The following is a 24,523-nucleotide window of genomic DNA, read 5'->3' on the forward strand; positions in this document are numbered from 1 at the left end:
TATATTGTCGAATGAGGATGATGAAGATGAAGGTTTTTGCGATGACAGCGAGAAGGTGCAATCATGAAGCCGCCAATCGCCGAACAGCTGCATCTTGACGAGCGTAAACTGCCCGCCGAAGTGTTCAACAGGCTCGCGTCCCGCGCCGGTGCGCGCAAAGACTGGGAAGCGCGCGAGGAAAGTGCGTGGAACAATTTCGGCAAGCCAGGGCGGGACCCGGGAAAACTCGGCGGGATAATGTCCGTCATCGCCAAAGACGGCGACTGGACCCCGCATTTGAAGCTTGCCCAACTACGCAACCACTGGGACCAAGTGGTCGGTCCGGCCATCGCGAGCCATTCCGTGGTCACTGATTTTCGCGACGGCGTACTCACCATCAATACCGAATCCAACGCCTGGGCCACCCAGCTGACCTATCTCATTCCGCAGCTCACTACGACTATCCGCCAGCGGCTCAAAGGCCTTGAAATCCGTGAAATTCGCGTTACCGGCCCGCAATCGCACAACTTCAGACGCGGACCTGGTGCTCGACGCTATCCGAATCGCTACATGCGGCGGTAATTCAAGTCGGTTTACTGGTTTTGCTGCCGACGATGAATGTGGTGGTTGAAAGCCGGACTTTCGCCGATGGTTTTCGTGAGTTCCATCGTTGCTTGCTTACTAATGCTGGTAAACGACATGATAGCCATGTTTATGTGCTGTTTATCAGCAGCAACGTGCGTTAGTGCTGGAAAACTGCAGGTTATTGCTGGTAAACGGCATGTCGGTGAGATGTATATGCATTTTTCCTGCATTAAAATTTGGCTGAATCAAGCATTGTTATTTTCTGATGTAATTAGACAATAAAGGAATTTCATCTTTTGGGGGTAATGCATGGAATGTCCCCTTATCCGAGTAAAATGACTACTATATGGTTAAACCTCTGGAAGGCCCCATTATTTGCTTTCTAGAGTGTATCGCCCGCGCAAGAAGCCTTTCGTGCGAGGGAAAATGCAGGAAGGAACCTTGTGGCAGACTCTGAAGTAAATGCTGAGAACACCAATGCCGCCGATGGTGGTGACAACGAACCCAAAACCGAAGCGCAGATTGCAGCGGAAACCGATGATCTGGAAGACGCGCAACTCGATGATTCACTCGCTCCCGAACATTATGACGCCAGTGATTTGAGGGTGCTTGAAGGCCTCGAGGCCGTGCGTATCCGCCCGGGTATGTACATCGGCTCCACTGGCCCGCGCGGTTTGCACCATTTGGTCTACGAGATTGTCGACAACTCCGTCGACGAAGCGCTCGCCGGCTATGCCACGCATATCGAAGTGACCATTCTGCCTGACAACGGCGTGCGCGTGGTCGACAACGGCCGCGGCATCCCCGTCGACGAAGTGCCTGGCGAGGGCGTCTCCGGCGTCGAGACGGTGATGACCAAACTGCACGCAGGCGGCAAGTTCGGCGGCGGCGGTTATGCGGTCTCCGGAGGCCTGCACGGTGTCGGCATCTCCGTGGTCAACGCACTTTCCACTGAAATCGACGTTGAAGTGCGCCGCCAAGGCTATCACTGGACGCAAAACTTCAAGGACCAGAGGGCAACGGCTCCGCTGAAGCAGGGTGCGCCCATGGCCGAAGGCGAATCCACCGGCACCTCGGTGACGTTCTGGGCCGATCCCAAGATCTTCGAGACCACCGAATACGACTTCGAGACGTTGCGTTCCCGCTTCCAGCAAATGGCGTTCCTCAACAAGGGACTTCGTATTACGCTGACTGACGAACGCAAGCACAACGTCGCTGGCGATGAGGTCGCCGGTGAGGATGATGCCACTGAAGAGAAACCGGAAACCGTCTCCTATTGCTACCAGAACGGCATCAAGGATTACGTCGCCTATCTGGTCAAGTCCCGCAAGGCCACACCGATCGAGGACGAGGTCATCGACCTTGAGGCCGAAGATCTGAACCTTGGCATTTCCGCCGAAATCGCGCTGCAATGGACCACCGCCTATTCCGAGGCCGTGCACACCTTCGCCAACACGATTTCCACCACAGAAGGCGGCACCCACGAAGAAGGCTTCCGCGCGGCGTTGACCAGCTTGGTCAACCGCTATGCGCGCGAGAAGAACCTGCTCAAGGAAAAGGATGACAACCTTTCCGGTGATGACGTCCGCGAAGGCCTCACCGCCGTCGTGTCCGTCAAACTCACCAACCCGCAGTTCGAAGGCCAGACCAAGACCAAGCTCGGCAATTCCGAAGCCAAGACCTTCGTGCAGCGCGTGATGACCGACCGCCTCGGTGATTGGTTCGATTCTCATCCCAGTGATGCCAAGAACATCATTCAGAAGGCGCTTGAGGCCTCACACGCGCGTATCGCCGCCAAGAAGGCCCGCGAGAACACGCGCCGCAAGTCTGTTTTCGAGACTGCTGGCATGCCTGACAAGTTGAAGGACTGCCAGTCCAATAACCCTGAAGAATGTGAGCTGTTCATCGTCGAGGGCGATTCCGCAGGCGGTTCCGCCATTCAGGGCCGCAACCCGATTACGCAGGCTATTCTGCCGCTTCGCGGCAAGATCCTCAACACTGAACGTGCCTCCATCGACCGCATCATGAAATCCGACACCATCGAGGCCTTGATTACGGCCGTCGGCGGCGGATACGGCGAGGACTTCGACTTGAACAAAGTGCGCTATCACAAAGTCATCATCATGGCCGATGCAGATGTCGACGGCGCGCATATCGCGACGCTCAACCTGACGCTCTTCTTCCGCTACATGCGGCCGATGATCTACGCCGGCTATATTTACGTCGCCATGCCGCCGCTGTATCGCATCAAATGGACCAAGGGCCCGCACAGCTTCGTCTACACCGACGCCGAGCGCGACCGTGTCCTGAAAGAGGGCAAAGAGGCCGGACGCCAGCTGCCGAAGGGCGAGGGCATCCAGCGCTACAAGGGCCTGGGCGAGATGAGCTATCAGGAGTTGTGGGGAACCACCATGGACCCTGAGCACCGCATCTTGAAGCAGGTGACGATCGATGACGCGGCCCAAGCCGACGAGACTTTCTCCATGCTGATGGGCGACGAGGTTGAACCGCGCCGCGAGTTCATCCAGCGTAATGCTCCGAGTGCGAAGTTCATCGACGCGTAGCGGAGGTGAACAAAACAATACAGCATTGACGCCTAGGCGGAAATGAACGGACGATACAGCCATCGACGCCTAGGCGGAGATGAACCTGTACGTCAAGATCGTTAGGAATTAATCGGATTCGAATGTGGCCATTGATACCAAAGAATGAATCATAACCACATTCGATACGACGATACCGACGGAACAACAAACTTAGTGAATCAATACCAACCAAGGATTTACAGTGGCAGACGAAAACAACGACAATGATGACAGCGAAGACGCACAGCCTTTGCCCGACGGCTCCCTTGAGCCGCTGAGCCCACAGGAGGCCGATAACACCGATTACGGCCTGATGAAAGGCGAACGCATCCAACAGATCGACGTCGGCAAGGAGATGCGCGATTCCTATCTCGCCTATTCCCTTTCCGTGATCGTCGAGCGCGCGCTCCCCGACGTGCGCGACGGCATGAAGCCGGTGCACCGCCGCGTGATCTACGCGATGTATGACGGCGGCTATCGCCCCGATCGCGGCTACAACAAGTGCTCCCGCGTCGTCGGCGACGTGATGGGCAAGTACCACCCGCACGGCGATTCCGCCATTTACGACACGTTGGTGCGTATGGCCCAGTCGTGGTCGATGCGCTACATGCTGGTCGATGGACAGGGCAACTTTGGCTCCCCGGGCGACGACCCCGCGGCCGCCATGCGTTACACCGAGTGCCGCATGGCACCGCTCGCGATGGAAATGGTGCGTGACATCGACAAGGACACCGTCGATTTCGTGCCGAACTACGACGGCAAGACGCAGGAGCCGACCGTGCTCCCCGCCCGCTTCCCGAACCTTCTGGTCAACGGTTCCTCTGGCATCGCCGTGGGCATGGCCACCAATATCCCGCCGCACAACATGCGCGAGGTCGCCGACGGCGTGCACTGGGCTCTCGATCACCCGGAAGCCACCAAGGAAGAGCTGCTCGAGGCGCTGCTGCAGCGCATTAAGGGCCCGGACTTCCCCACTGGCGCCACGATTCTCGGCCACAAGGGCATTGAGAAGGCCTACCGTACCGGCCGTGGCCTTATTACCATGCGCGCGGTGGTCAACACCGAGGAAATCAAGGGCCGCATGTGCCTCGTGGTCACCGAGCTGCCGTACCAGGTCAACCCCGACCGCCTCGCCGCCTCGATCCGCGACGCCGTGCGCGACGGCAAGATCCAGGGCATCGCCGACATGCGCGATGAGACTTCCGGCCGTACAGGCCAGCGCCTTGTGCTCATTCTGAAGCGCGACGCCGTGCCGAAGGTCGTGCTGAACAACCTTTACAAGCACACCCAGCTGCAGGAGACGTTCGGCGCGAACATGCTTGCGCTGGTCGACAACGTGCCGCGCACCCTTTCGCTTGATGCCTTCGTAAGCCACTGGGTCAACCACCAGCTCGAAGTCATCGACCGGCGTACCCGCTATTTGAAGCGTGAGGCCGAAGACCGCGACCACATCCTGCAGGGCTACCTGAAGGCCCTCGACATGATCGAGGAAGTCATCGCCCTGATCCGCGCCTCCAAGGACGTCGAAACCGCTCGCACCGGCCTCGAAGACCTACTCGGCGTGGACGATGTGCAGGCCGACGCGATTCTCGCGATGCAGCTGCGTCGTCTCGCCGCTCTGGAACGTCAGAAGATCGTCGACGAACACAACGAGCTGATGAAGAAGATCGCCGATTACAACGACATCCTCGCCAGCCCCGAACGCGAACGCAAGATCGTGGGCGACGAGCTCGACGAGATCGTGGCCAAGTACGGCGACGACCGCCGCACCAAGATCCTGCCGTTCTCCGGCGAAATGAGCGACGAAGACCTCATCGCCGACGAAAACGTGGTCGTCACCGTGACGCATTCCGGCTTCGTCAAGCGCACCAAGGCCGACGAATATCGCGCCCAGCACCGCGGCGGCAAGGGCATCAAGGGTGCCAAGCTGCGTCAGGACGACGTGGTCGACCACTTCTTCTTGACCTCCACGCATAACTGGATTCTCTTCTTCACCAACCGCGGCCGCGTCTTCAGGCTCAAGGCCTACGAGCTGCCGGAAGGCTCCCGCGATTCCAAGGGCCAGCACGTGGCCAACCTGCTGCAGCTCTCCCCCGACGAGACCATCCAGGCCGTGCTTTCGATCCCCGATTACGAAATCGCCAAGTACCTGGTGCTCGCCACCCGTTCCGGCAAGGTCAAGAAGACCCCGCTGGCACAGTACGATTCCACCCGTCAGGGCGGCCTCATCGCCGTGCGCCTGATGGAGGACCCGGAGACCGGCGAGCCGGCCGACGAGCTGATCGGCGCGACGCTGTGCAACGCGGATGACGACATCATCCTCGTCTCCAAACACGGCATGAGCCTCAAATTCAAGGCCGACGACGAGCAGCTGCGCCCGATGGGCCGTCAGACCGCCGGCGTGCAGGGCATGAAGTTCCGCGACGGCGACGAGCTGCTGGCGATGGACGTGATCCGTGCCGACATGGAAGACGACTTGAGCCTCTTGGTGGTCACCAACGAGGGCTTCGCCAAGCGCACCTCCATCAGCCAGTACCGCCTCCAGGGCCGCAACGGCTTCGGCGTCAAGGCGCTGCAGATGAACGAAGGCCGCGGCGAACTGGTGGGCGCGGTCATCGTGGCCGACTCCGACCAGATCCTCGCCATCATGAAGTCCGGCAAGGTCATCCGCTCCGACGTCTCCGAGGTCAAGCGCACCGGTCGTAATACGCAAGGTGTGACGCTCGCCAAGCCCGACAAGGGCGATGAGATCCTCTCCATCGCGCGTAACACCGATACGGACGATGATGACGACGAAAATGCCGATGACGCAGATGCTGACGATAAGTCCGGCAATGCCGATTCCTCTAATTCCGACGCCGCTGCCCAAACAAGCGATGATTCGGCTTCATCTTCTGACGAAGGTGACGAAGCGACCGAGTGACGCAGAATAACTGAGCGAAACAGGATAGATAACCGAATCGCTCAACGGCACGACAATGCTGCGGCCGCTGATACCAATAAGGTACTGGCGGCCGCAGCGTTCTTATGAGATGATTGTATGAACAATGTTGAACGATGATGTTGGCGAGGTGGGCGATGAAAAAGATACAAATCGTAGTGTCTGGCGTTATCGCTTGTCTGGTTTTGGCAGGTGCCGGTCTTGCAGTGTATCTGAATCCGGTTTCATCAAGCGATTCCGATTCGTCATCATCTGGCAGCTCGAGCGTGCGTCGCAACGAAAGCTCGGATCCGAACCGGAATTCGGACTATTGGACCGAAGAACGAATGCGCAACGCCAAGCCGGAGCATATGCCGACCGTTGATTAAACGATTTATCAGGATTATCTGCTGCAAAAATCCGATCAATGGGAGCAATCCTTTCGTCCCCGAAGACTGATAGCCTCGTACAAGGTTGTTTTGCGTGAAAATAGGCGATTTTCCGCAGTTTGTGTGGTGTGTCAAGGAGAAATGATGAGCGAAAACGTTGACGACAAGCAGTCTCGTCAAACAAGAAGTACAAGTGGTGGTGCGTCCGAATCCGAACGCTCCCCGCGCGTTGCCCGTTCCGTCCTTGGCGAAAGTTCAGTTTCGAAGTCCGAATCCAACGCTTGGCCGGTCAACGGCAACAAGTCGGCCGGCAAAAGTCAGCGTAAGCGCACCCCCCGCGCACGTCGGATGAGCCTTTCGCTCACCCGCGTCGATGCGTGGTCGGTCGCCAAAGTCACGCTTCTGCTTTCCGTGGCGGCCGGCATCATCCAGATCGTGGCGGTTGCGCTTATCTGGGCGCTTTTGAACGTGGTTGGCGTTTTCGACCAGGTCACGCAGATCGTCTCGTCGACCGGCCTCGATACTGGCGGCTTCAATTTAGCCAGCATTTTCTCGTTGGGTACGGTTTTGAGCGCCGTCACCATTCTCTCGATTGTGGAAGTGGTTGTCGCCACGTTGTTCGCCGTTATCATCGCGGCTCTTTATAATGTAATCAGCCAGCTTGTGGGAGGTGTGCACGTTACCCTCGGTGATGACTGATAAAATGATGAAATGTTGTTGAATCAGTGATTATGGGACGCATCCAATGACAAATAGACGTTCAACCGGTCGGTTAGATAAACATGCTTCTGGCAGTGTTTCGTCTAGAAGAAAGCGTAAAAACCGGCACGGTCCAACTCACGCAAAGAACGCTTCGAAGAATACTTCCGGTCGCGGTCCAACTCACGCAAAAAAAGCTTCCGGTCGTGTAGGTTCCCAGGACGTCATTTCCGTTCTTTTTTATTGCCTGATTGCCGTCGTCATCGTCAGTCTTCTGCGTATTTTCGTCCTCGGCCTTTATGTCGTCCCTTCCAGATCGATGGAGAACTCGCTGACTGTCGGCGATCATATCATCACCAACCGCCTGGCCAAACCTGTGTTGAAATTGAAACGCGGCGATGTGATCGTGTTCAAGGATCCTTCGAACTGGTTGAAATCCGAAAATGCCTTCGCTTCCAATGATCTGGTCAAAAGGCTGATCGGCCTGCCTGGTGACGTGGTGGCCTGCAAGGGTGACGGTTCGCCGGTTACCGTCAACGGCGTCGCGATCGACGAGTCCTCTTATTTGAAAGCCGGCGTTACGCCAAGCAAGTTCGCCTTCAAAGTCAAGGTGACCGAGGGCAATGTGTTCGTACTGGGCGACAACCGTGCCAATTCCGCGGATTCTCGCTACCATCCCAACGACGGCAATTATGGCCTCGTCCCGCTTGATCGAATCAAGGGTGTCGCTATGCTGACGTACATGCCCACCAGTCGGTTCGGCGTGATTCACGCGCATCACGACGTGTTCGCCAAGGTAGGCGGCATCCCGCATATATAGGCCGGGTGATCTGTAGAAATCAGATGGATTATGGTGCGCCGAACAGGCGTATTGTAAGTTATTTGTGGTGAAATTTATCGGTACATATTCCGTCGGCCACGTCTGCCAATACCGTTTTGAGACCGGCTTTATTGTTTGGCCGGGGTGATTTTTGCGTTGTGACTGTACGGCATTTCGTAAACCTCGTCCGCTAGAGTGTCCGTTGTGATTGCGTATGTCAAGACTTTCAGCACCTCGTTCATTCTTGCGATGACGATTTGGCCGTTCCTTTCGGCCCTGCTGACCCTGCCGATTCTGGCGGGAATGTACCACCGCTACCACCGTCTGCGTTCCAGTGCGGTGCTTGCGGCGTACCTGTGCGTGCTTTATGCACTTGGCCTGGTCACCTTCACGCTCTATCCGATGCCTGACGATCCGGCGAAATACTGCCTGACGCACACGCACCACCCCCAGCTTCATGTAATGCAATTTATGACGGACCTTGCCACAGGCGGCAAGGATGCAATGCTCCAGCTGCTGCTCAATGTCGTTTTCTTCATTCCTCTCGGCTTCGCGCTTTCGCGCTGGGCCCGCTGGAAGTTCTACGCGGTGATTCCTACTGGATTTCTGGTGTCATTGCTTATCGAGACCTCGCAGCTTACGGGCGTTTGGGGTATCTACCCCTGCGCTTACCGGCAGTTCGATGTCGATGACTTGCTGACCAATACGCTGGGGGCGATCATAGGCTGTTTTATCGCATGGATATACGGCGCGCTGGTGCCGGTGCGCAAAATCGAGGACGCCAGCGAGGTCATCGAAAAGCCAGGGCTTGTGCATCGCGCCGTTGCGCTAATGATCGATTTGGTGTTCATCGCCGTTCTTAACGGTTCGCTGACCTTGGGATCGATCTATCTGTTCCAAAAGTCCTCAAAGTATCTTTCCAACGGCACCTATGTATTTCTTGGCCATACTTTCGGAACCGGCGTATCGGATGGGATGGCGCAGTTCTTCACCGTGGTTTCATTCGCCATTTTCGAGGTGCTGATACCCGTGACGCATCGCGGGCAGACCCTCGGCGGCATGTTCACGCACATGAGCTGCGAGACCAAGGAGCGGCATGGCGGCGCTCGTGTGCTGTTTTACTTGGTGCGTTTGCTGGTACTCATGCTTTGCACCACGCTGTTCGCCCAGCCTACCCGTCAACTTGGCATCATCGTTCTGGTCGCGCTTGTCATTTTCTGGCTGTTCGCCCATCAGATGCCCTACGACTTGATCCCGGGGCGTGATTGGGATGCCGGTTACTATGGCGATGGTGGTTCCGGGTATGGCGATGGCCGTGGCGAGCATGGCGATGATGGTGACGGCTTTGGTGGTGCCAACGGTTCCAACGCCGGTGGTTATGGTAACGGTTACGGCGATGCTAATAATCCTGCAGGTTATGGCGATGATGCCACCAAGGTATATCCGACATACGCGCCGCAAACCGGCAATCACGGTAACCATCGTGGCGGCGGCAGCTACATCAATTATCCCAGTTGACATGAGGTACAGGAAAGCCCGTTGCTGGAATACCAAACGCCACCAGAAACGACTCGAGGGACTGACCCCGGCGGAATACCGGGACCAATCCCTCGCGGCCTGACCCCATGCCGTAATAAACAACGTCCAACAAAACGGGTGCAGTTCAGAACAACATTCAGCAACGGGCTTTTTATTATCAGGTCAGACTGATAAGTGACAAACTCAGCAAACGCCTTGGGCGACCATGGCGTTGGCGACCTTGACGAAGCCGGCGGCGTTGGCGCCGAGCATCAGATCGCCCTCGTGGCCGTATTCCTTGGCGGCGGCCAGGGAGTTGGCGACGATGTTCTCCATGATGTCCTTGAGCTTGTTGTCGACTTCCTCGAAGGTCCAGGAAAGACGATACGAATTCTGGCTCATTTCGAGGCCGGAAACGGCGACACCGCCGGCGTTGGAAGCCTTGGCGGGTCCGTAGAGCAGACCGGCCTTCTGGTACGTCGAAATCGCTTCAGGAGTGGAAGGCATATTCGCGCCTTCGCAGACGACCTTGCAGCCGTTCTTCACGAGTGTGGCCGCGGATTCGCCGTCGACCTCGTTCTGGGTGGCGCAGGGCAGCGCGATGTCGCAAGGAACCGTCCAGACGCCCTTGCTGCCTTCATGGTATTCGGCGCTCGGCACGCGCTCGGCGTATTCCTTGATGCGGCCGCGGTGGCCGAGCTTGATGTCCTTGACCACGTCGAGCTTGATGCCGTTGGGGTCGTAGACATAGCCGTTGGAATCGGAGCAGGTGACGACCTTCGCGCCGAGTTCCTGCGCCTTTTCGATGGCGAAAATGGCGACGTTGCCGGAGCCGGAGATGACGACGGTCTTGCCTTCGAACGAATCGTTTTTAAGCGTGCGTAGCGCAGCTTGCGTGTAGTAGCAGAGGCCGTAACCGGTGGCTTCGGTGCGGGCGAGCGAGCCACCGAACTCAAGGCCCTTGCCGGTCAAAACGCCGGAATACTCGTTGCGGATGCGCTTGTACTGGCCGAACATGTAGCCGATCTCGCGCGCGCCCACGTTGATGTCGCCGGCGGGAACGTCAGTGAACTGGCCGATGTGGCGCTGCAGCTCGGTCATGAAGGCCTGACAGAAGCGCATGACTTCGCCGTCGCTGCGGCCGCGCGGGTCAAAGTCGGAACCGCCCTTGGCGCCGCCCATCGGCAGGCCGGTCAGGGAGTTTTTCAGGGTCTGCTCGAAGCCAAGGAACTTGATGACGGATTCGGTGACGGTGGGATGCAGGCGAAGGCCGCCCTTGTAAGGTCCGATGGCGGAGTTGAACTGGATGCGGTAGCCGCGGTTGACCTGCACCTTGCCCTCATCGTCGACCCAGGCGACGCGGAACTTGATGGCGCGCTCAGGCTCGACCAAGCGCTCAAGGATGCCGTTCTTCTCGTATTCCGGATGTTTTTCGACAACCGGCTCCAAAGTCTCAAAGACCTCGCGTACGGCCTGCAGGAACTCCGGCTGGTCGCCGTCGCGCTTTTCGACCTGCGCATAGACGCGCTTGACATAGTCATTGGTCAGCATTGATACTCCATTGTTGAGTGAATATTGCGGTTTTTATTGTAAGAATCTGTACGGTTTGGTGAAAGGGCTGGTTCAAAAAAAGCGGATATTTTTTCGTGTCGTTAACGAAACGGAAACATAAATAATGGCGCATGATGGTAGCAGAACGACGTAGTATTTTTGTTCCAAGATAGCGAGTTTCAGCAATCGGTTCCGCAACATATGGAAAAGATCTCGGATTTCTCGAATATGTCGATACTGATAGAACGATCTCTAACGTAATGGCAAAGCGGGCACAAGGCCTTCACTGGGCGAAACAGGCCGCTTTGTGTATGGTGTTATGGCCTGAAACCGGTAAAATAGAAGTAATACGACACGAAGAGAGGCGCCATGTTCAAAGGGTTCAAGAAATTCATCTCGCGCGGCAACATGATCGACATGGCCGTCGGCGTGGTTATGGGCGCCGCAGTGACCTCCGTGGTCAATTCACTGGTCAAAAACCTCATCAATCCTTTGGTGGCCGCGATTTTCGGCAAGCCTGACCTCGACAACGTCCTCAAATTCACTTTGAACCACAACGCCGTCATCTCCATCGGCGCGATCCTTGGGTCTTTGCTCAACTTCCTGCTGATCGCCATCGCCGTCTATTTCTGCATCCTCGTGCCAATCAACAAGTTCCGCGACATGTCCGAGAAGCTGTTCAAAAAGCAGGATGATGCGGACAAGGAAAAGGAAATCAGTACCGATCAGCAGACCGTCGACCTCTTGAAGGAGATTTCCGACGAGCTCAAGGACATCAAGGCAAACAATGCCGATGCTGACCCGATTGCGCCGAAAACAGAGTCGTAATTTGATTTTTTGCAATACAATGATCTTCAATAATAAGGAATGGCTTGGCAGGGATGCCTACTATGCTTGCGTTAAACAAGCGCAGCGCGATTATCGAGTAAGGGAACGGTAAAATTCAGATATGTTTGATCGCAACGATTCGTTGAGGGGCGAAGACCGCAATAATGTGCGTTTCGCGCGTCAAGGTGCAAACCCGTTGCGTTCCGCCGCTCAGAATCCCGCCAGCCGCAATCTTCCCAATTATTCCCCTGCCGATGCGAATCATAACAACGGCAACGAAACCCGGCTTGCAGGCGGTGCGCAGGTTCACGACCTTCCCGAGCATGGCAAGGTCGTCGCCCGTTCTGCGCAATTCCCTGAAGTCAGTTTCACACACATGACGTTGTCGGCCACCGTGATGAATTGGAAGCGGGACCAGCCGACGGTGGCGATGGCCACGATGGTCTTCCTGCTGCATGGTCATGTCGAAATCAGTACAGCCAACAACAAGATCCTCAAGCGTCGTCCGGGCGTCTTCCTGATCCCCCCTGATACCGGCGACGTCGTTTTCAAAACCAGCGCGCCCACCAACGAACTGATCGGGGTAAGTCTTTCCTCACGTCTGTTCGCCACGATTCTGCCGGATTACAAGACCTATTCGATGATGGGGCAGAATTCGAAACTTGATGTCGTCTCGCTGCAGCCACTGCTCGCTTTTGTGGTGAGCGCCTGCAACTTGAACAACCAGCATGTGCAGATGGTCAATACGCTGGAAACCGTGGCCAACGACGTCGCGCGCTCGCTTCTGATCGCCTGCTTCGGGCAGGGCATGAGCGTGATGCCGTTGATCGAGCGCGTACGCAAATATGTCGCTGAAAACTACACCGATTCCGCATTGAGCGTCACCAAAACCGCCGAACATGAGAACGTTTCCGTGCGCACCGTTCAGCTGGCGCTGCAGGAGGCGGACACCAATTTCACTGCGCTCGTACGCCGTGCCCGCACCGAAGCTGCCCTTGAATTGCGCAAGAGCCAGCCCTCACTCACCTTGGTGGAGATCGGCGATCGCTGCGGCTTCGGCTCGGTTTCGTCGTTGCGCCGCGCTTTGAAGATCCATGAGGAAATGGAAGACGACGGCGACGAAGAGTAGTCGTTGACATTTGAGCGGCATGTTGCCTATTGATTTTTTCTAATTGCTTATGTTATTTTGTGTTGGTCTGTCATTGCTGACGGCGTGTCGTTTCAAAATGTTATTTAGTTCATAATCTCGAACTGTCTATTGTATTGCGCAATGCGTTGTGTAGAAGCATTTCGTTATACATTTAATGTATATATGACTTCACTGAACGCATAATATTCGTTTTCTATAATACTGAGAAATTTCTTGTGACAAGGTTAAAAGTAGCTGAAAATACTGGAAACAGCGTACTTCTCATGAAGTTCCTAAAAGCAACGGGAGACGAAGAAGTGTCTAATCATTGTACTTCTCATAATATATACAATAAATTATTCATTAAAATTGCCGCTATTGTCGCTACGATAGCCATGCTTTTGACTGGATTCGTGGCATTTACGAACCATGCCAACGCGCTTTCCGCGACTGGCGGCAACGGACGTATGGGCACGGCCATCAACTGGGTGGAATGGGGGGTGAAAGACGCCGTCATCTCCGGCTCGAAGGTCACCTGGACCAAGCCCGTTCAGGCAGGCCCCAGCAAGTGGATGTCGACCAGATGTTCGCTTGAGCCGACCGCCGGCGCCTCCGACGCGCTTTCGCCGTCCAAAACGGTGTCGGTCTACAGGCCGGGTAGCTACGGCGGTGATGGTTTGGGGCAGATGTACTTCAACGGCGGTCCCGGTTACGGCAACACCATGGACATCGGCCTGGCCACTACCCGCGACGCCGAAAAGGTGACATTTGACTTCAGCTGCTCCGCCTATTTGATTGATTCTTCCACCGACCCGGGCAGCAATCTTAACGATTCCACCGATACCAGCGGCAGCGATTTCCTCAACATCCCGCTGCAAGGTCTGGTCTTCGCCGATGCCGAATCCAACAACTGGACGTATTACCAAAGCGAATACATCAAGGCCACCCCGCAGAACGGCACCGATCCCAAGTGGCGTCTGCTCGACAGCTATCGCACCCCCGGCTGCACCACCAACTCCGTGGCCGAACTCAAGGGCAGTACGATGCGTTTCCGCTCCGACGGCGGCCAGTGCTCCAACTCCGGCGGCACCGGCCCGTCCTCGTCGATGTTCCTGCAAGGTTCCACCAGCGCGACGGTGACGCTCAAGGGCGGCGGCAAGACGGCCGTGGCCTTGGGCAGCATCGTCTCCTCCGATTTCGGCGACGCACCGGAAAGTTTCGGCGTGGCCGGCTCGATGTTCCAGCCCACTTGGCAGGGTGGCGAACTTGGCAATGGCGACATTCCCAGCACCGATTACACCACCCACGATTCGAACGATCCCGACACCAGCATGGTCGGTGGCAAGGTTTTCAACCTTTCCGCAGCCAAAGACGGGGCGGGTAGCAATCCAAGCCTGCTTGCCGACACCGCCGCACCGACTCCAAGATTGGGTGCCCATGAGGATGGCGAGACGGCGCCGCACTTCGATGCCGACGCCGATTGGGATGACCTCAATGGCGATTCTGCCTTCGCCTCGGCCCCTGGCGACGTGGTCAACGACGAGGACGGCCTCGATATCCCGAGCTCCACTCACGCCATCGACGTGATGCCCGCCGCAGACGGCACATTCACCCAGAAAGTGCGCTGTGCTGGCACCGGTGACGTGCGCGGTTGGATCGATTGGAACCATGACGGCACGTTTGAGGCAGCTCAGGCGACCGCAGCAGCCGAAAGGGAGGCCGAGGCCAGCGATCAGGTGGCCTGTACCGCCGATTCCGGTTCGTCCACCGGCTACTCGGCGACATTGCACTGGTATCTGCCCGGCGACGCCAAGCGCCAGATTTCGGCCGATGGTCATCCCTCCTATATGCGCCTTCGTATTACGAATCAGAAGGCTCCGGGTTCCAACAACATCATGGATATGCAACCGACCGGCATGACCAGCGGTTCCGGCGAAGTCGAGGACTATAAAGCCGATGTGCACATCCCTACGTTGGGCGTTCGCGTCAAGATCGCCGGCGACCGCAAGAGTGCGGACGACCAGCTGCGTATGGCCATCAATGTGGGCAACAGCAGCAGCGGCGGCCGGGAAATCAGCAACGCGGCCACTTCGGGCAATATCAGCGGTTTGCAGCCGGTGAGCATCGCGCCTCGCAGTGTGCACCCGAGCTATGACTATACTGTCACCGCGCCGGTCAGTTACGGCTCCGGCAGTGGTCCTTCGTATTACGATAAGACAGCAAAATGTGTCGATCTGGCCCATGGCAACGCTGACGTTCCGATAGATTCCAGCGGAAACGTGACCATGCCAAGCGGTTTCGACACGAACGTGCAATGTACGTATCTTTTGACACGTCTCAGTGACCCGTCGCTGACGTTGACCACGGTCGTGCAAAACAGCCATGGCGGCACGAAGACCCCCGATGATTTCGGTTTCGGCGTGGTCGGCGACCTCATGCCGGGTACGACCAACAATTTCCAAAGCACCGATGGTACTGGCAGCGTTTCCCATTCGTTGGGCAATGATAACTACCAGGTCACACCTTCCGGGCTTCCCGCGGGTTACGAGCAGGTCGGCGATATCGTCTATACCGATGATTCCAATGGCAATACGATAACCCCTGATTCCTCCGGGAAAATCACCCTCGCCCCCGGTCAGCACGTCACCGGCAAGCGCATCGTGCGCGATATGCCTGGCAAGCTGACACTCAAGACGGAGGTCGACAACACCAACGGCGGCACCGCCACCCCCAACGATTTCCACTTCGGCGTGACGCCGGACGGCGGCAACGAGACCGATACGGTCATCTACAACCAGGGCGACCAGAAAGAGGTCTCCGCGACCAAGTACACGGTCGCCGGCTCCGCACTTCCCAACTACGTCCAAATAGGCGACATCACGTATACCGACGACGTCACCCATCTGCCGCTGACGCCTGTCGCCGCGCAGATCGCCATCGCCAACGGCCAGTCCGTCACCGGTGTACGCAAGGTGGCCAGCACGCCCGCGAGCCTGACCATCAAGACCGTGGTTCGCGGCGGCAGCGCGGTTCCTGCTGACTTCCCCGTGACGGCCACCCCGACCGGCGGCTCTGCGGTTTCCATGCCCGACAGCGTTTCCCACGACTTCCCTGGCAACCATTACGCGGTCGCCACCGATCTGAGCGCACGGCCCGGTTACTCGATTTCGAGCCCTCTGAGCTGCGTGCTGAATGATTCGGTGCAGCTGCCTTTGGTCAGTGGCAAGGTGCCGCTTAACTACGGCCAGAATGTCGTCTGCACTCAGGAACTGACGCCGGGCCAGGCCCACCTGACTCTCTCGACGGTGGTGCAGGGCGACGGCACCGCCACCCCGAACGACTTCGACTTCACCGTCACTCCGGCCGGCGGTAGCGGTCAGAACTATAAGGAAGGCATCTCGCAGGACGCGCCCACCGGTAACTTCACCGTGGTCGGCAGCAGCAAGCCCGATTACGAGCAGGTCGGCGACATCGTTTACCACAAGGACAGCGACCCCAGCGTTACGCTGACCTTGGCCCAGGCACAAGCGGCGATTGCCAACGGCGAGAGCGTCTCCGGGGTGCGTACCGTCAAAAGCCACCAGCCCGTTCTGACCGTCAAACTCGTGCGCAACTACCGTTACGGCGGCACCGCGGCGGGCGATGGTTCGAAGATCAGCCTGGTCCCGCAAACCGGCTCCGCACAGGACGTCACGCTTGACGCGGCCAAGCATGTCGCTTCCGGCACGTACTCAATCAAGCAGCTTCTGAACGCGGGCTACAAGCAGACCGACATTGCGGTCAAACTTGACGACGGCACGCCGGTCACGGTCGCCGCCGACGGCACGTTCACCGTCCCGCAAGACAAGAACGTCATCGTTACCGTGATGAACGAGGACGAGCCGGGAACGGTGGAATGGTCGCGCTTCGACGAGGACGGCAAGACGCTGCTGCCGGGCTCGACCTGGCACCTGAGCGGCCCGAACAACGCCAGCATCGACGTCACCGATTGCACGGCTGCGGTCTGCACCGGCGTCGACCAGGATCCGACACCCGGCAAGTTCAAGGTGCCGAACCTTCCGTGGGGGCAATGGACGATCACCGAGGTCACTCCTCCGGCCGGCCACGAGCTCACCAAGCCCGCGAAGCTGCCGCTGAACCCGACCGACGGGCTGCTGCAGCACGCCGAGTTCCAGGACGGCAAGAAGCCGGTGGTGGTACCTCCACAGGAAGGTCAGCAGCCTTCTGAGCCTCAGCCGGCACCCGAGTCGCCGAAGCCGCAGCTTCCGGCTCAACCACAGTTGCAGCCTCAGCCAGCCTCGCAGGTCCAGGCACAGCCCCAGCTGCCTCAGGCGCAACCGCAAGCTGCGTCCCAGCCCGCCGCCGCGCCGAAGCTTACGTCGACCGGGTCCGCGGTAACCGGTATCGCCGCATTCGCTCTGGCGCTGTTGCTGCTGGCACTCGGCATCATGTCGGTCGCCACCTCACGGAAGGCACGCCATGTGCGTCATCAGTGATCGGTGATTGAGCGGAACATTTCCGCCACTTTACCGGCCGGCCCTTGATCTACTTCATGGTCCGGCCGGCTTTTTTGATTACAGCTTTAACCGAATTGCCGATAATGTTTTTTACTGCCGCTTTAAGGGCGTGGCCATGCCGCTGGTGCCGAAATCATTGAGGGGGAATAGCTGAGGTGCAGCGAAGAATGCTGGCAAGTAGCCGAAAAGCATAATAAAATTCGAAAACCGAGCTATATTTTAGTCTTTATTTTTATGTATGTCTAGTTTCGAATTTTTGTCGGCTCGTTGATAAATCCGATATATTTCGTTTGCTGGTATTAAAAGATATCGGCGAATTCCTTCATTTTTGCGAGTTTGTATCGCTTGACAGTGTTGTCTCAGCAGTTCGTATTGCGCATATGAAGTTTCATCATCTGCATAATTAATCGTTGATTGTTATTTTGTGGCATTATAAAGATATCGCATACGTGATTCAAAGGCGAGTTTTGGTACAGCGGTTACTCACTTTACGATATTCGTCTCTTTGAGAGGAGACAACGATGTTAAGACATAAGGGATTGGCGAAATTCACCGGTGTCATTGGCGCTGTGGCTATGGCGCTGACCGGATTTATTGCAGTTACCAACACGGCCAACGCCGTTTCCGCTACGGACGGCAACGGACGTATGAGCCCCAGCATCAACTGGGTGGAATGGGGTAATGCGAACGAAGCAATTACCACTTCAAAGGTGACTTGGACCACACCGGTCAAGGCCGGCGACACGACATGGCTCGCGACGCGGTGCGGTCTCACTCCGGTTAGCGGTGACCCCGACTCGCTGGCAGGTGACCACGCGGTCACCGTGTATCGGCCCGGCAGCTGGTATGGCGATGGCCTTTCCCAAATGTATTACACGAGTGGCAGCGGTTCGGGCAATACCATGAACATCGGCCTGGCCAACAAAGATGACGGCGAGAAGGTCACCTTCGACTTCAGCTGCGCCGCATACAAGATTGAAGGGCCTTCTACCGCGCCTTCGCTTGATGCATCGACCAATGTTGGTGCCTCCAACTTCACCAATATTAAGCTGCAGGGACTGGTTTTCGCGGACGCCGAGTCCAACAACTGGACCTATTACCAGCAGGAATACATCAAGGCCACTCCGCAGAGCAGCCTTCCTGGCAAGAATCCGGCTTGGCGTGTGCTTGACAGCCACCGGACTGCAGGCTGCTCCACCAATTCAGTGGCGGAGATGAAGGGCAATACCGTGCGCTTCCGTTCCGACGGCGGCCAGTGCGGTAATTCGGGAGGAACAGGCCCGTCTTCGGTCATGTTCCTAGAGAATTCCGAAAGTGCCCGCGTCACACTTAAGGGCGGCGGCAAGACCGCTGTTGCTTTGGGCAGCATTGCGGCGACCGATTTCGGCGATGCCCCTGCTGGCATTGACAATCCCGCTGTGAATTATGGAATCGCGGGTTCGCTGCTTCAGCCGAATTGGAAGGGCGGCAAACTGGGAACGGACGTGACCGGCACCACCTATTCCAAGGACCCGCTCGATCCGGACACCAGCATGGTCGGCGGCACGCTGTTCAATCTTTCCAAGGCCAAGGATGATTTCTCCTCGACAAAGCCGACTCTTGCCTCGTTTGATCAACCGACGCCACGTTTGGGCGCCACCGAGGATTCGGAGGTGCGTTCGCACCCCACCGGCGGTGATCTGACCGATTTCGAAGATAACGCCGACTGGGACGACAAGAACGGCGACTCGAACACCACCGTTGGCGCACCGGATATCAACGATGAGGACAGTATCGATATTCCTGCGGATACGGGTGCGGTAAAGGTGCTGCCGACTGGTGGCCAGTTCACCCAGAACGTTCGTTGCAACGGTCCCGGTACTGTACGCGGCTGGATTGATTGGAATCACAACGGCAAATTCGATCCGGATCAGTTTGATGCACTTAGTAGCAAGACCACCAATGCCGAAGCCAGTGATCAGGTTGCTTGCACTGCAGGTTCGGCCACGTTGACATGGAAGGTTCCCTATGATTCCAAGCGGCAGATTTCCGCTGATGGCAAGCCTTCCTATATGCGTATTCGCATCACCAATGATGCTGACGCCATCAGTGCTGTCGGTGGTTTGAAGCCAACCGGTTTGACTGTGGGTTCCGGCGAGGTCGAGGACTACAAGGCCGACGTGCACACGCCGTCACTGACGATTCTGACGAGCATCGGTGGTATACGCATCTATCCGAATGACCAGTTCCAGCAGTCCATCAAAGATTCAAGCAACGATCCAATCAGCGACATTCCTGATGTACTGACGACGGGCACTGTTTCCGGTTTGCAGCCGGTGACGAATGGTCCTGTCAGCGTCGGACCGGGTCAAACGTTCAATATCAGCGCTGATGTAACGGGTACTAGCAGTCCGGGCGACTACACTTCAAAGCCTACATGTTTAAACATTTCCAAGACTCCGGCTCAATCTGTTACTGTCACCGCAGGTGTAATGACCATGCCGTCTGATTACGACGCGAATGTGCAGTGCACGTTTACCAAGAACGTGGCGACCGCCCAGTCCATCACGGTAAACACCATTGTCAACAACAATCATGGTGGCCAAAAGACTGGAGACGACTTCTCCACTACCGTTACGAATAACAGCAATTACAACCAGGTTTACCAAAGTAATGATAAGTCTGGAAGTATCTCCAAGACACTCACAGATACGGGAACTTATCAAGTTCTTCCGGCAGCTACGGGAACTGGTTACCATCAGGTCGGCAATCTTGTCTATAAGGATTCCGATTCGGGGGCAGCGCTTACCCCGTCTGCTGCTGGTGTTTACATTGGCACACACAAGCACGTGGTGGTGACACGAGTCATTGAGGATGAGCCGGCGAAGCTGACGCTCAAGACCGTGGTGGACAATACCTACGGCGGTACGGCGACGTCGGCTGACTTCGACTTCACGGTGGTTCCTGACGGCAAGAGCACCGCTGACGGTGTGAAATATACGCAAGGTGCGCAGCAGGAAACTGCTGCCGGCAAGTATACGATTACCGGTTCCGATAGGCCTGGATATTCGCAGGTGGGCAACATCGTCTATACCGATGATGCCGATCCCACGCATACCCCACTTTCTGGCACGGCGCTGCAGCTGGCGCTCGCGAACGGCAAGTCCATCATCGGCGTGCGTACGGTGCGCTCCAACCCAGCGGATCTGACGGTGATAACCCACGTTACGGGCGGCGGCAATGCCAAGCCTGCCGATTTCAAGGTGACCGCAACGCATTCAGGTGGTGCCTCGACTGTGATGCCGGACAGTGCGCAAAAGCCCGTCGCTTCGGGCACCTACGCCGTAACAACGGACATGAGTGCTCAACCCGGATACCAAGTGACCAATCCATTGACTTGTGTGGTCCACAACTCGGCTCCGGTCGATGTCGTTAAAGGGCATATCGCGCTGCTTAGCGGCCAGAACGTGGTTTGCGAGCAGACCGTGGCTCCGAAGAGCAACCCGACCCTGACCTTCGAAACCGAGGTGCTCGGCGGCGGCAAGGCCAAGCCCGGCGACTTCAACTTCGCGGTGACGCCTTCCGGCGGTTCCGCGACCACCTACACGCAAGGCAAAGCCCAGGTTCCGGGATCGACCGATTTCACGGTGACCGGCTCCAACAAGGCGGGCTATGCCCAGGTGGGCGACATCGTCTACTACGCCAACGACGACATCGCCCGTGCCCATCCGATGACCCTGGCCCAAGCCCAGCAGGCGTTGCGCAACGGTCGCAGCGTGACCGGCGTGCGTCAGGTCAAGCCGACGAGCATCAAGGTCCATGTCGACCGCGACTACCGTTATGGCGGCACTGCGGCTGGTGATGGTTCCAAGATCACTGTCAACCCGCCGAGTGGCACCTCGTTCGATTTGGCTCTTGACGCGCAGGAGGACATCGCGCCCGGAACTTTCTCGGTACGTCAATTCCTCAACGCGGGCTACAAGTTGAGCGATATCAAGGTCACCGCAAACGGTGCTCCCGTCACGCTCAATGCTGATGGCTCCTTTGCCGTCAATCTAGGTGACGAGGTTGTGGTCACGCTGAAGAACGTGGACGAGCCCGGCACGTTGCAGTGGTCCCGCTTTGATAAGGACGGCAAGACGCTGCTTCCCGGTTCGAAATGGCGGCTTAATGGTCCCAACGGCGAGAAACTTGACATTGAGGATTGCACCGCCGAAGTCTGCGCCGGCCTCGACAAGGACCCGACGCCCGGCAAGTTCAGCGTCACCGGCCTCAGGTGGGGCAAGTGGACGGTCACCGAGACGGTCGCCCCGGCTGGTCATGAGCTTTCCACGCCTGCCGTGTTGACGCTGAATCCCGCCGAGGGCCAGAATGGGTTGCTCCAGCAGACCCAGTTCCAGAACGGCAAGGAGACTGTGGAGCCCAATCCCAAGCCTGAGCCGACTCCGGGGGCCAAGCCGGGTCCCGATCTTAAGCCCGCACCGGGATCGACGATTGGTTCCAACTCCGTATCTCAGTCCGGTTCGCAGCTCCAGCCTAATGCCGAGTCTGCGTCCAAGCCCAAACAGCTTTCCGCCAGCGGTTCCGACATCGCCATCGTGGTGATGATCGCTCTCGCTACATTGGCGCTTGGTCTTGCGCTCGCAGCGGTTTCGTCTGAGGCGTTGAGACGCCGCGAGCAGTGAGAGAAAAAGTGACGTCATAACAACGACGATGAATAGTTGACGATATTCGGCCGGTTCCCGCAAATTGGGAACCGGCCGAATGTTTATCCGTGGTAGTTGTCGAGAACGAGGTATTTCCGTAGTACGTATTTTTATATGTGGTTGTACATATATCCTATTGTGCATTGAGGAAGCAGCAGATGGTGTAATTCCATGATTGCTGCTGAGCCTTTATCCATTACGCTGTTTAGGAAAAGTAAAAATTCTCTTTCTTTTGGGCGCCCGCTTGCCTATACTGAAGATAGCTTGGTCGATGCTGAGCTGAGGATGTAGGGACCCCTGCTGAGCTCTCGGGCTTCTCCTATTGAGAGGAGGAACCTAAGTGAGCGACTGTAGGGGTTCTAACCTTTTTCAAGTAAGGGATACCAAATTTAAGAAAATCAAGTATTCCTATGTCTTTTCTAATTTGGGAATCAAGTTGTCCGTCTTTCTCTAGCATATCCTTTGTAAGAGGCTTGAGAAAGTCCTCTAATTCTTGACTATTGATTTCGTTTTGTTTTAACAGCGTTAGATGCTTATATGCATCTTCGCGGAAGACGCGCTGGAGAGAAGTAAGATCAGGATGCGTACCGAGTTTTGGCCGGAGCTTTTTGCGATACTCTTTTTCCGTTTTACTGGGGTACGTTTCAAAATCGCTTTGCTTATCAAGCGCCTTACGGACTTCAGGCTTGAGAATCTCATCATATTTGGACAGATATGCGAATATCGGCAATACGTGGCTGCCTTTTACTAATTTAGGCAGATAATCGTTGACCACCAGTCTGATTGAGAGTTGTGGATCTTCGCCATGGAACAGTACATCTTTATAAAGGTCGTCCCCGTTTATCTGTTTGCCATATGAATCAGCGCTGATTCCTACGACTATTCTTGCATCTTGAGGGAATTCATTGAGATGGTCAAGGTCTTTCGTAAGAATTGTTTCTGTTGCTTGCTTTGAATATGCTATCGAATACACTTGGCGACGTAACTGGTTCAACAGTTTTGGCGTGTAGGTTTGTTTGGCCGATGCAATTGCCCGATATAGAGGTGAAAAATCATCGGTATAGATGGTGGTCATATGCAAGGGTTTGTTTTGATTCGTTAATATCACATGATTGAAATCAATATGCTGTTTGCTTTTATCACGTTGATGGGAAACAAAAATAAAACGTTTTGCGAATTCTGCGGCTCGTTTTGCGCCTGCGCAATCGGCTATTGCGCGGAGTATGCCAAGAATTTCTGGATCGTTTAATGAATAGCCGAGAAAGATGACTGGATATTCTCCAAAAATGGTCATGATTTTAGCTACAAGATAGGCTTGTTGCTCATTGAAGATGTTATAGTCACGATCGGTGAGAACGAGTGAGTTGGGATCGTCTATTGATCCATGGATCTTGTATATTTCTCCGACGCCGGTGATTGGTTGAAAAAGCAAATCATCTTGTCGAATGTATTGTTGGTAGTGAGGAAATATTTCATTGACAAACCCATCATAATTTGTGGTGATGATGCCTGAAACGTGATTGGATGCACGTTCGAGAATGCTAAGTTCACGCAGATTATCACAAATTTTGAATGTTCGCAGATGTTCCGATATATATATTTTTAACGGAGAAACAGAATGAGACAGCTCCGAATCATGTTCCTGTCGCCATTGCTTCCATTCAGGTTTTGATCCATAAACGGCCTCCAGAAAATCCGATTCCATAAGGCGTGCAGCGATTGGCAAAATGGGTGCCGAGGGATCTATGCTTTGGCTTTCAGCTTGTTGAGGGTAATAAGGCCATTCTTTTATGGGGTTTCCCACGCTGTCGCATACCCACTGAAGTAATGCTTCCCAACTTTCGGAGTGGGTATATCTTCGTGAAATTCCGGATCCGATAAAGAGAAATGGAACTCTGGAGGTTTCGCGGAGCAGCGAGGAGACCGTTGTAAATACGTCGCCGTTTATTGAGGCGGTAGCATTTTTTGCATTTGTCATGATGTTCCGATCCGTCATTGAAATCTTTGGATTATTTTATCGTGAGCAGGCCACTAAACCTCCGAATTGTTTTCCTCAAATAAGTTAAGCTGACGTATTTTTGTTTTTGAATAGAGTTTCATAATATATTTGCAGATATTAGATATTGATGCAATTATTTCAAAATGTATATTTACTGGATAATTCATCGATATTGCTGAATTGTTGCAAGTGCTATGCACTTTTTATGTATGCGACATGTTAATTATGCAATCATCACTTTTCCGGCTTCGCCTCTCGCGTAAACCTAGAATCTTTGTCTGACACATGCGAAAGTAGAAAAGGATAAGAAGGCTTGAAA

The 24,523-nt window shown here is 55.7% G+C and carries 13 protein-coding genes; 11 read left to right on the plus strand and 2 right to left on the minus strand.

Going from position 1 to position 24,523, the window contains the following annotated elements:
• Positions 1-63: 63 nt before the first annotated feature.
• The 7 genes from PT275_RS07590 (at position 64) to PT275_RS07620 (ending at position 9,495) form a co-directional block, all read left to right on the plus strand.
• Positions 64-561, plus strand: a complete 498-nt coding sequence (locus PT275_RS07590) for a DUF721 domain-containing protein (protein WP_277153784.1) — start codon at positions 64-66, stop codon at positions 559-561.
• A 524-nt stretch (positions 562-1,085) separates the two neighbouring features.
• On the plus strand, positions 1,086-3,128 hold the full coding sequence (gene gyrB / locus PT275_RS07595; RefSeq protein ID WP_277153885.1) for a DNA topoisomerase (ATP-hydrolyzing) subunit B: 2,043 nt from the start codon (positions 1,086-1,088) through the stop codon (positions 3,126-3,128).
• 223 nt (positions 3,129-3,351) lie between these two features.
• Positions 3,352-6,072 (plus strand): DNA gyrase subunit A, encoded by a 2,721-nt coding sequence (gene gyrA, locus PT275_RS07600; protein ID WP_277153785.1) that lies wholly within the window; start codon positions 3,352-3,354, stop codon positions 6,070-6,072.
• A 155-nt stretch (positions 6,073-6,227) separates the two neighbouring features.
• Entirely contained in the window at positions 6,228-6,458 is a 231-nt protein-coding gene (locus tag PT275_RS07605; RefSeq protein WP_277153786.1) for a hypothetical protein, read from the plus strand.
• 144 nt (positions 6,459-6,602) lie between these two features.
• Positions 6,603-7,157, plus strand: coding sequence for a DUF3566 domain-containing protein (locus tag PT275_RS07610; RefSeq protein ID WP_277153787.1), 555 nt, complete (start codon positions 6,603-6,605; stop codon positions 7,155-7,157).
• A 226-nt stretch (positions 7,158-7,383) separates the two neighbouring features.
• Positions 7,384-7,977 carry a signal peptidase I gene (gene lepB, locus PT275_RS07615; protein ID WP_277153886.1) on the plus strand — a complete coding sequence of 198 codons (594 nt, stop codon included), beginning with the start codon at positions 7,384-7,386 and terminating at the stop codon, positions 7,975-7,977.
• A 204-nt stretch (positions 7,978-8,181) separates the two neighbouring features.
• Positions 8,182-9,495 carry a VanZ family protein gene (locus PT275_RS07620; RefSeq protein WP_277153788.1) on the plus strand — a complete coding sequence of 438 codons (1,314 nt, stop codon included), beginning with the start codon at positions 8,182-8,184 and terminating at the stop codon, positions 9,493-9,495.
• 204 nt (positions 9,496-9,699) lie between these two features.
• Here the strand turns inward: PT275_RS07620 and gdhA are convergent, their stop codons facing one another.
• The gene (gene gdhA / locus PT275_RS07625; protein WP_277153789.1) at positions 9,700-11,046 is read right to left on the minus strand and encodes an NADP-specific glutamate dehydrogenase; all 1,347 of its coding nucleotides are present in this window, start codon (positions 11,044-11,046) and stop codon (positions 9,700-9,702) included.
• A gap of 369 nt (positions 11,047-11,415) precedes the next feature.
• On the opposite strand from gdhA, the gene mscL reads away from it, so the two are divergent.
• The 4 genes from mscL to PT275_RS07645 all read left to right on the plus strand — a co-directional run bounded on the left by mscL (position 11,416) and on the right by PT275_RS07645 (position 22,184).
• Complete coding sequence (gene mscL, locus PT275_RS07630) at positions 11,416-11,874, plus strand: large conductance mechanosensitive channel protein MscL (RefSeq protein ID WP_277153790.1); 459 nt, start codon at positions 11,416-11,418, stop codon at positions 11,872-11,874.
• Positions 11,875-11,995: 121 nt separating this feature from the next.
• On the plus strand, positions 11,996-13,003 hold the full coding sequence (locus PT275_RS07635; protein ID WP_277153791.1) for a helix-turn-helix domain-containing protein: 1,008 nt from the start codon (positions 11,996-11,998) through the stop codon (positions 13,001-13,003).
• A 413-nt stretch (positions 13,004-13,416) separates the two neighbouring features.
• Positions 13,417-17,499: a CshA/CshB family fibrillar adhesin-related protein gene (locus PT275_RS07640; protein WP_277153792.1), complete on the plus strand. Its 4,083-nt coding sequence runs from the start codon at positions 13,417-13,419 to the stop codon at positions 17,497-17,499.
• Positions 17,500-18,041: 542 nt separating this feature from the next.
• The gene (locus PT275_RS07645) at positions 18,042-22,184 is read left to right on the plus strand and encodes a CshA/CshB family fibrillar adhesin-related protein (protein ID WP_277153793.1); all 4,143 of its coding nucleotides are present in this window, start codon (positions 18,042-18,044) and stop codon (positions 22,182-22,184) included.
• Positions 22,185-22,524: 340 nt separating this feature from the next.
• Here PT275_RS07645 and PT275_RS07650 read toward each other — a convergent pair whose 3' ends face one another.
• Positions 22,525-24,183, minus strand: a complete 1,659-nt coding sequence (locus PT275_RS07650; protein WP_277153794.1) for an SIR2 family protein — start codon at positions 24,181-24,183, stop codon at positions 22,525-22,527.
• Positions 24,184-24,523 lie beyond the last annotated feature (340 nt).

The organism is Bifidobacterium sp. ESL0745 (assembly GCF_029433335.1).
Lineage (GTDB): Bacteria > Actinomycetota > Actinomycetes > Actinomycetales > Bifidobacteriaceae > Bifidobacterium.

Coding starts and splice junctions, on each gene's coding strand:
- PT275_RS07590 (WP_277153784.1), top strand. CDS start 64: ATGAAGCCGCCAATCGCCGAACAGCTGCATCTTGACGAGCGTAAACTG.
- PT275_RS07605 (WP_277153786.1), top strand. CDS start 6,228: ATGAAAAAGATACAAATCGTAGTGTCTGGCGTTATCGCTTGTCTGGTT.
- PT275_RS07610 (WP_277153787.1), top strand. CDS start 6,603: ATGAGCGAAAACGTTGACGACAAGCAGTCTCGTCAAACAAGAAGTACA.
- gdhA (WP_277153789.1), bottom strand. CDS start 11,046: ATGCTGACCAATGACTATGTCAAGCGCGTCTATGCGCAGGTCGAAAAG.
- mscL (WP_277153790.1), top strand. CDS start 11,416: ATGTTCAAAGGGTTCAAGAAATTCATCTCGCGCGGCAACATGATCGAC.
- PT275_RS07635 (WP_277153791.1), top strand. CDS start 11,996: ATGTTTGATCGCAACGATTCGTTGAGGGGCGAAGACCGCAATAATGTG.
- PT275_RS07645 (WP_277153793.1), top strand. CDS start 18,042: ATGTTAAGACATAAGGGATTGGCGAAATTCACCGGTGTCATTGGCGCT.
- PT275_RS07650 (WP_277153794.1), bottom strand. CDS start 24,183: ATGACAAATGCAAAAAATGCTACCGCCTCAATAAACGGCGACGTATTT.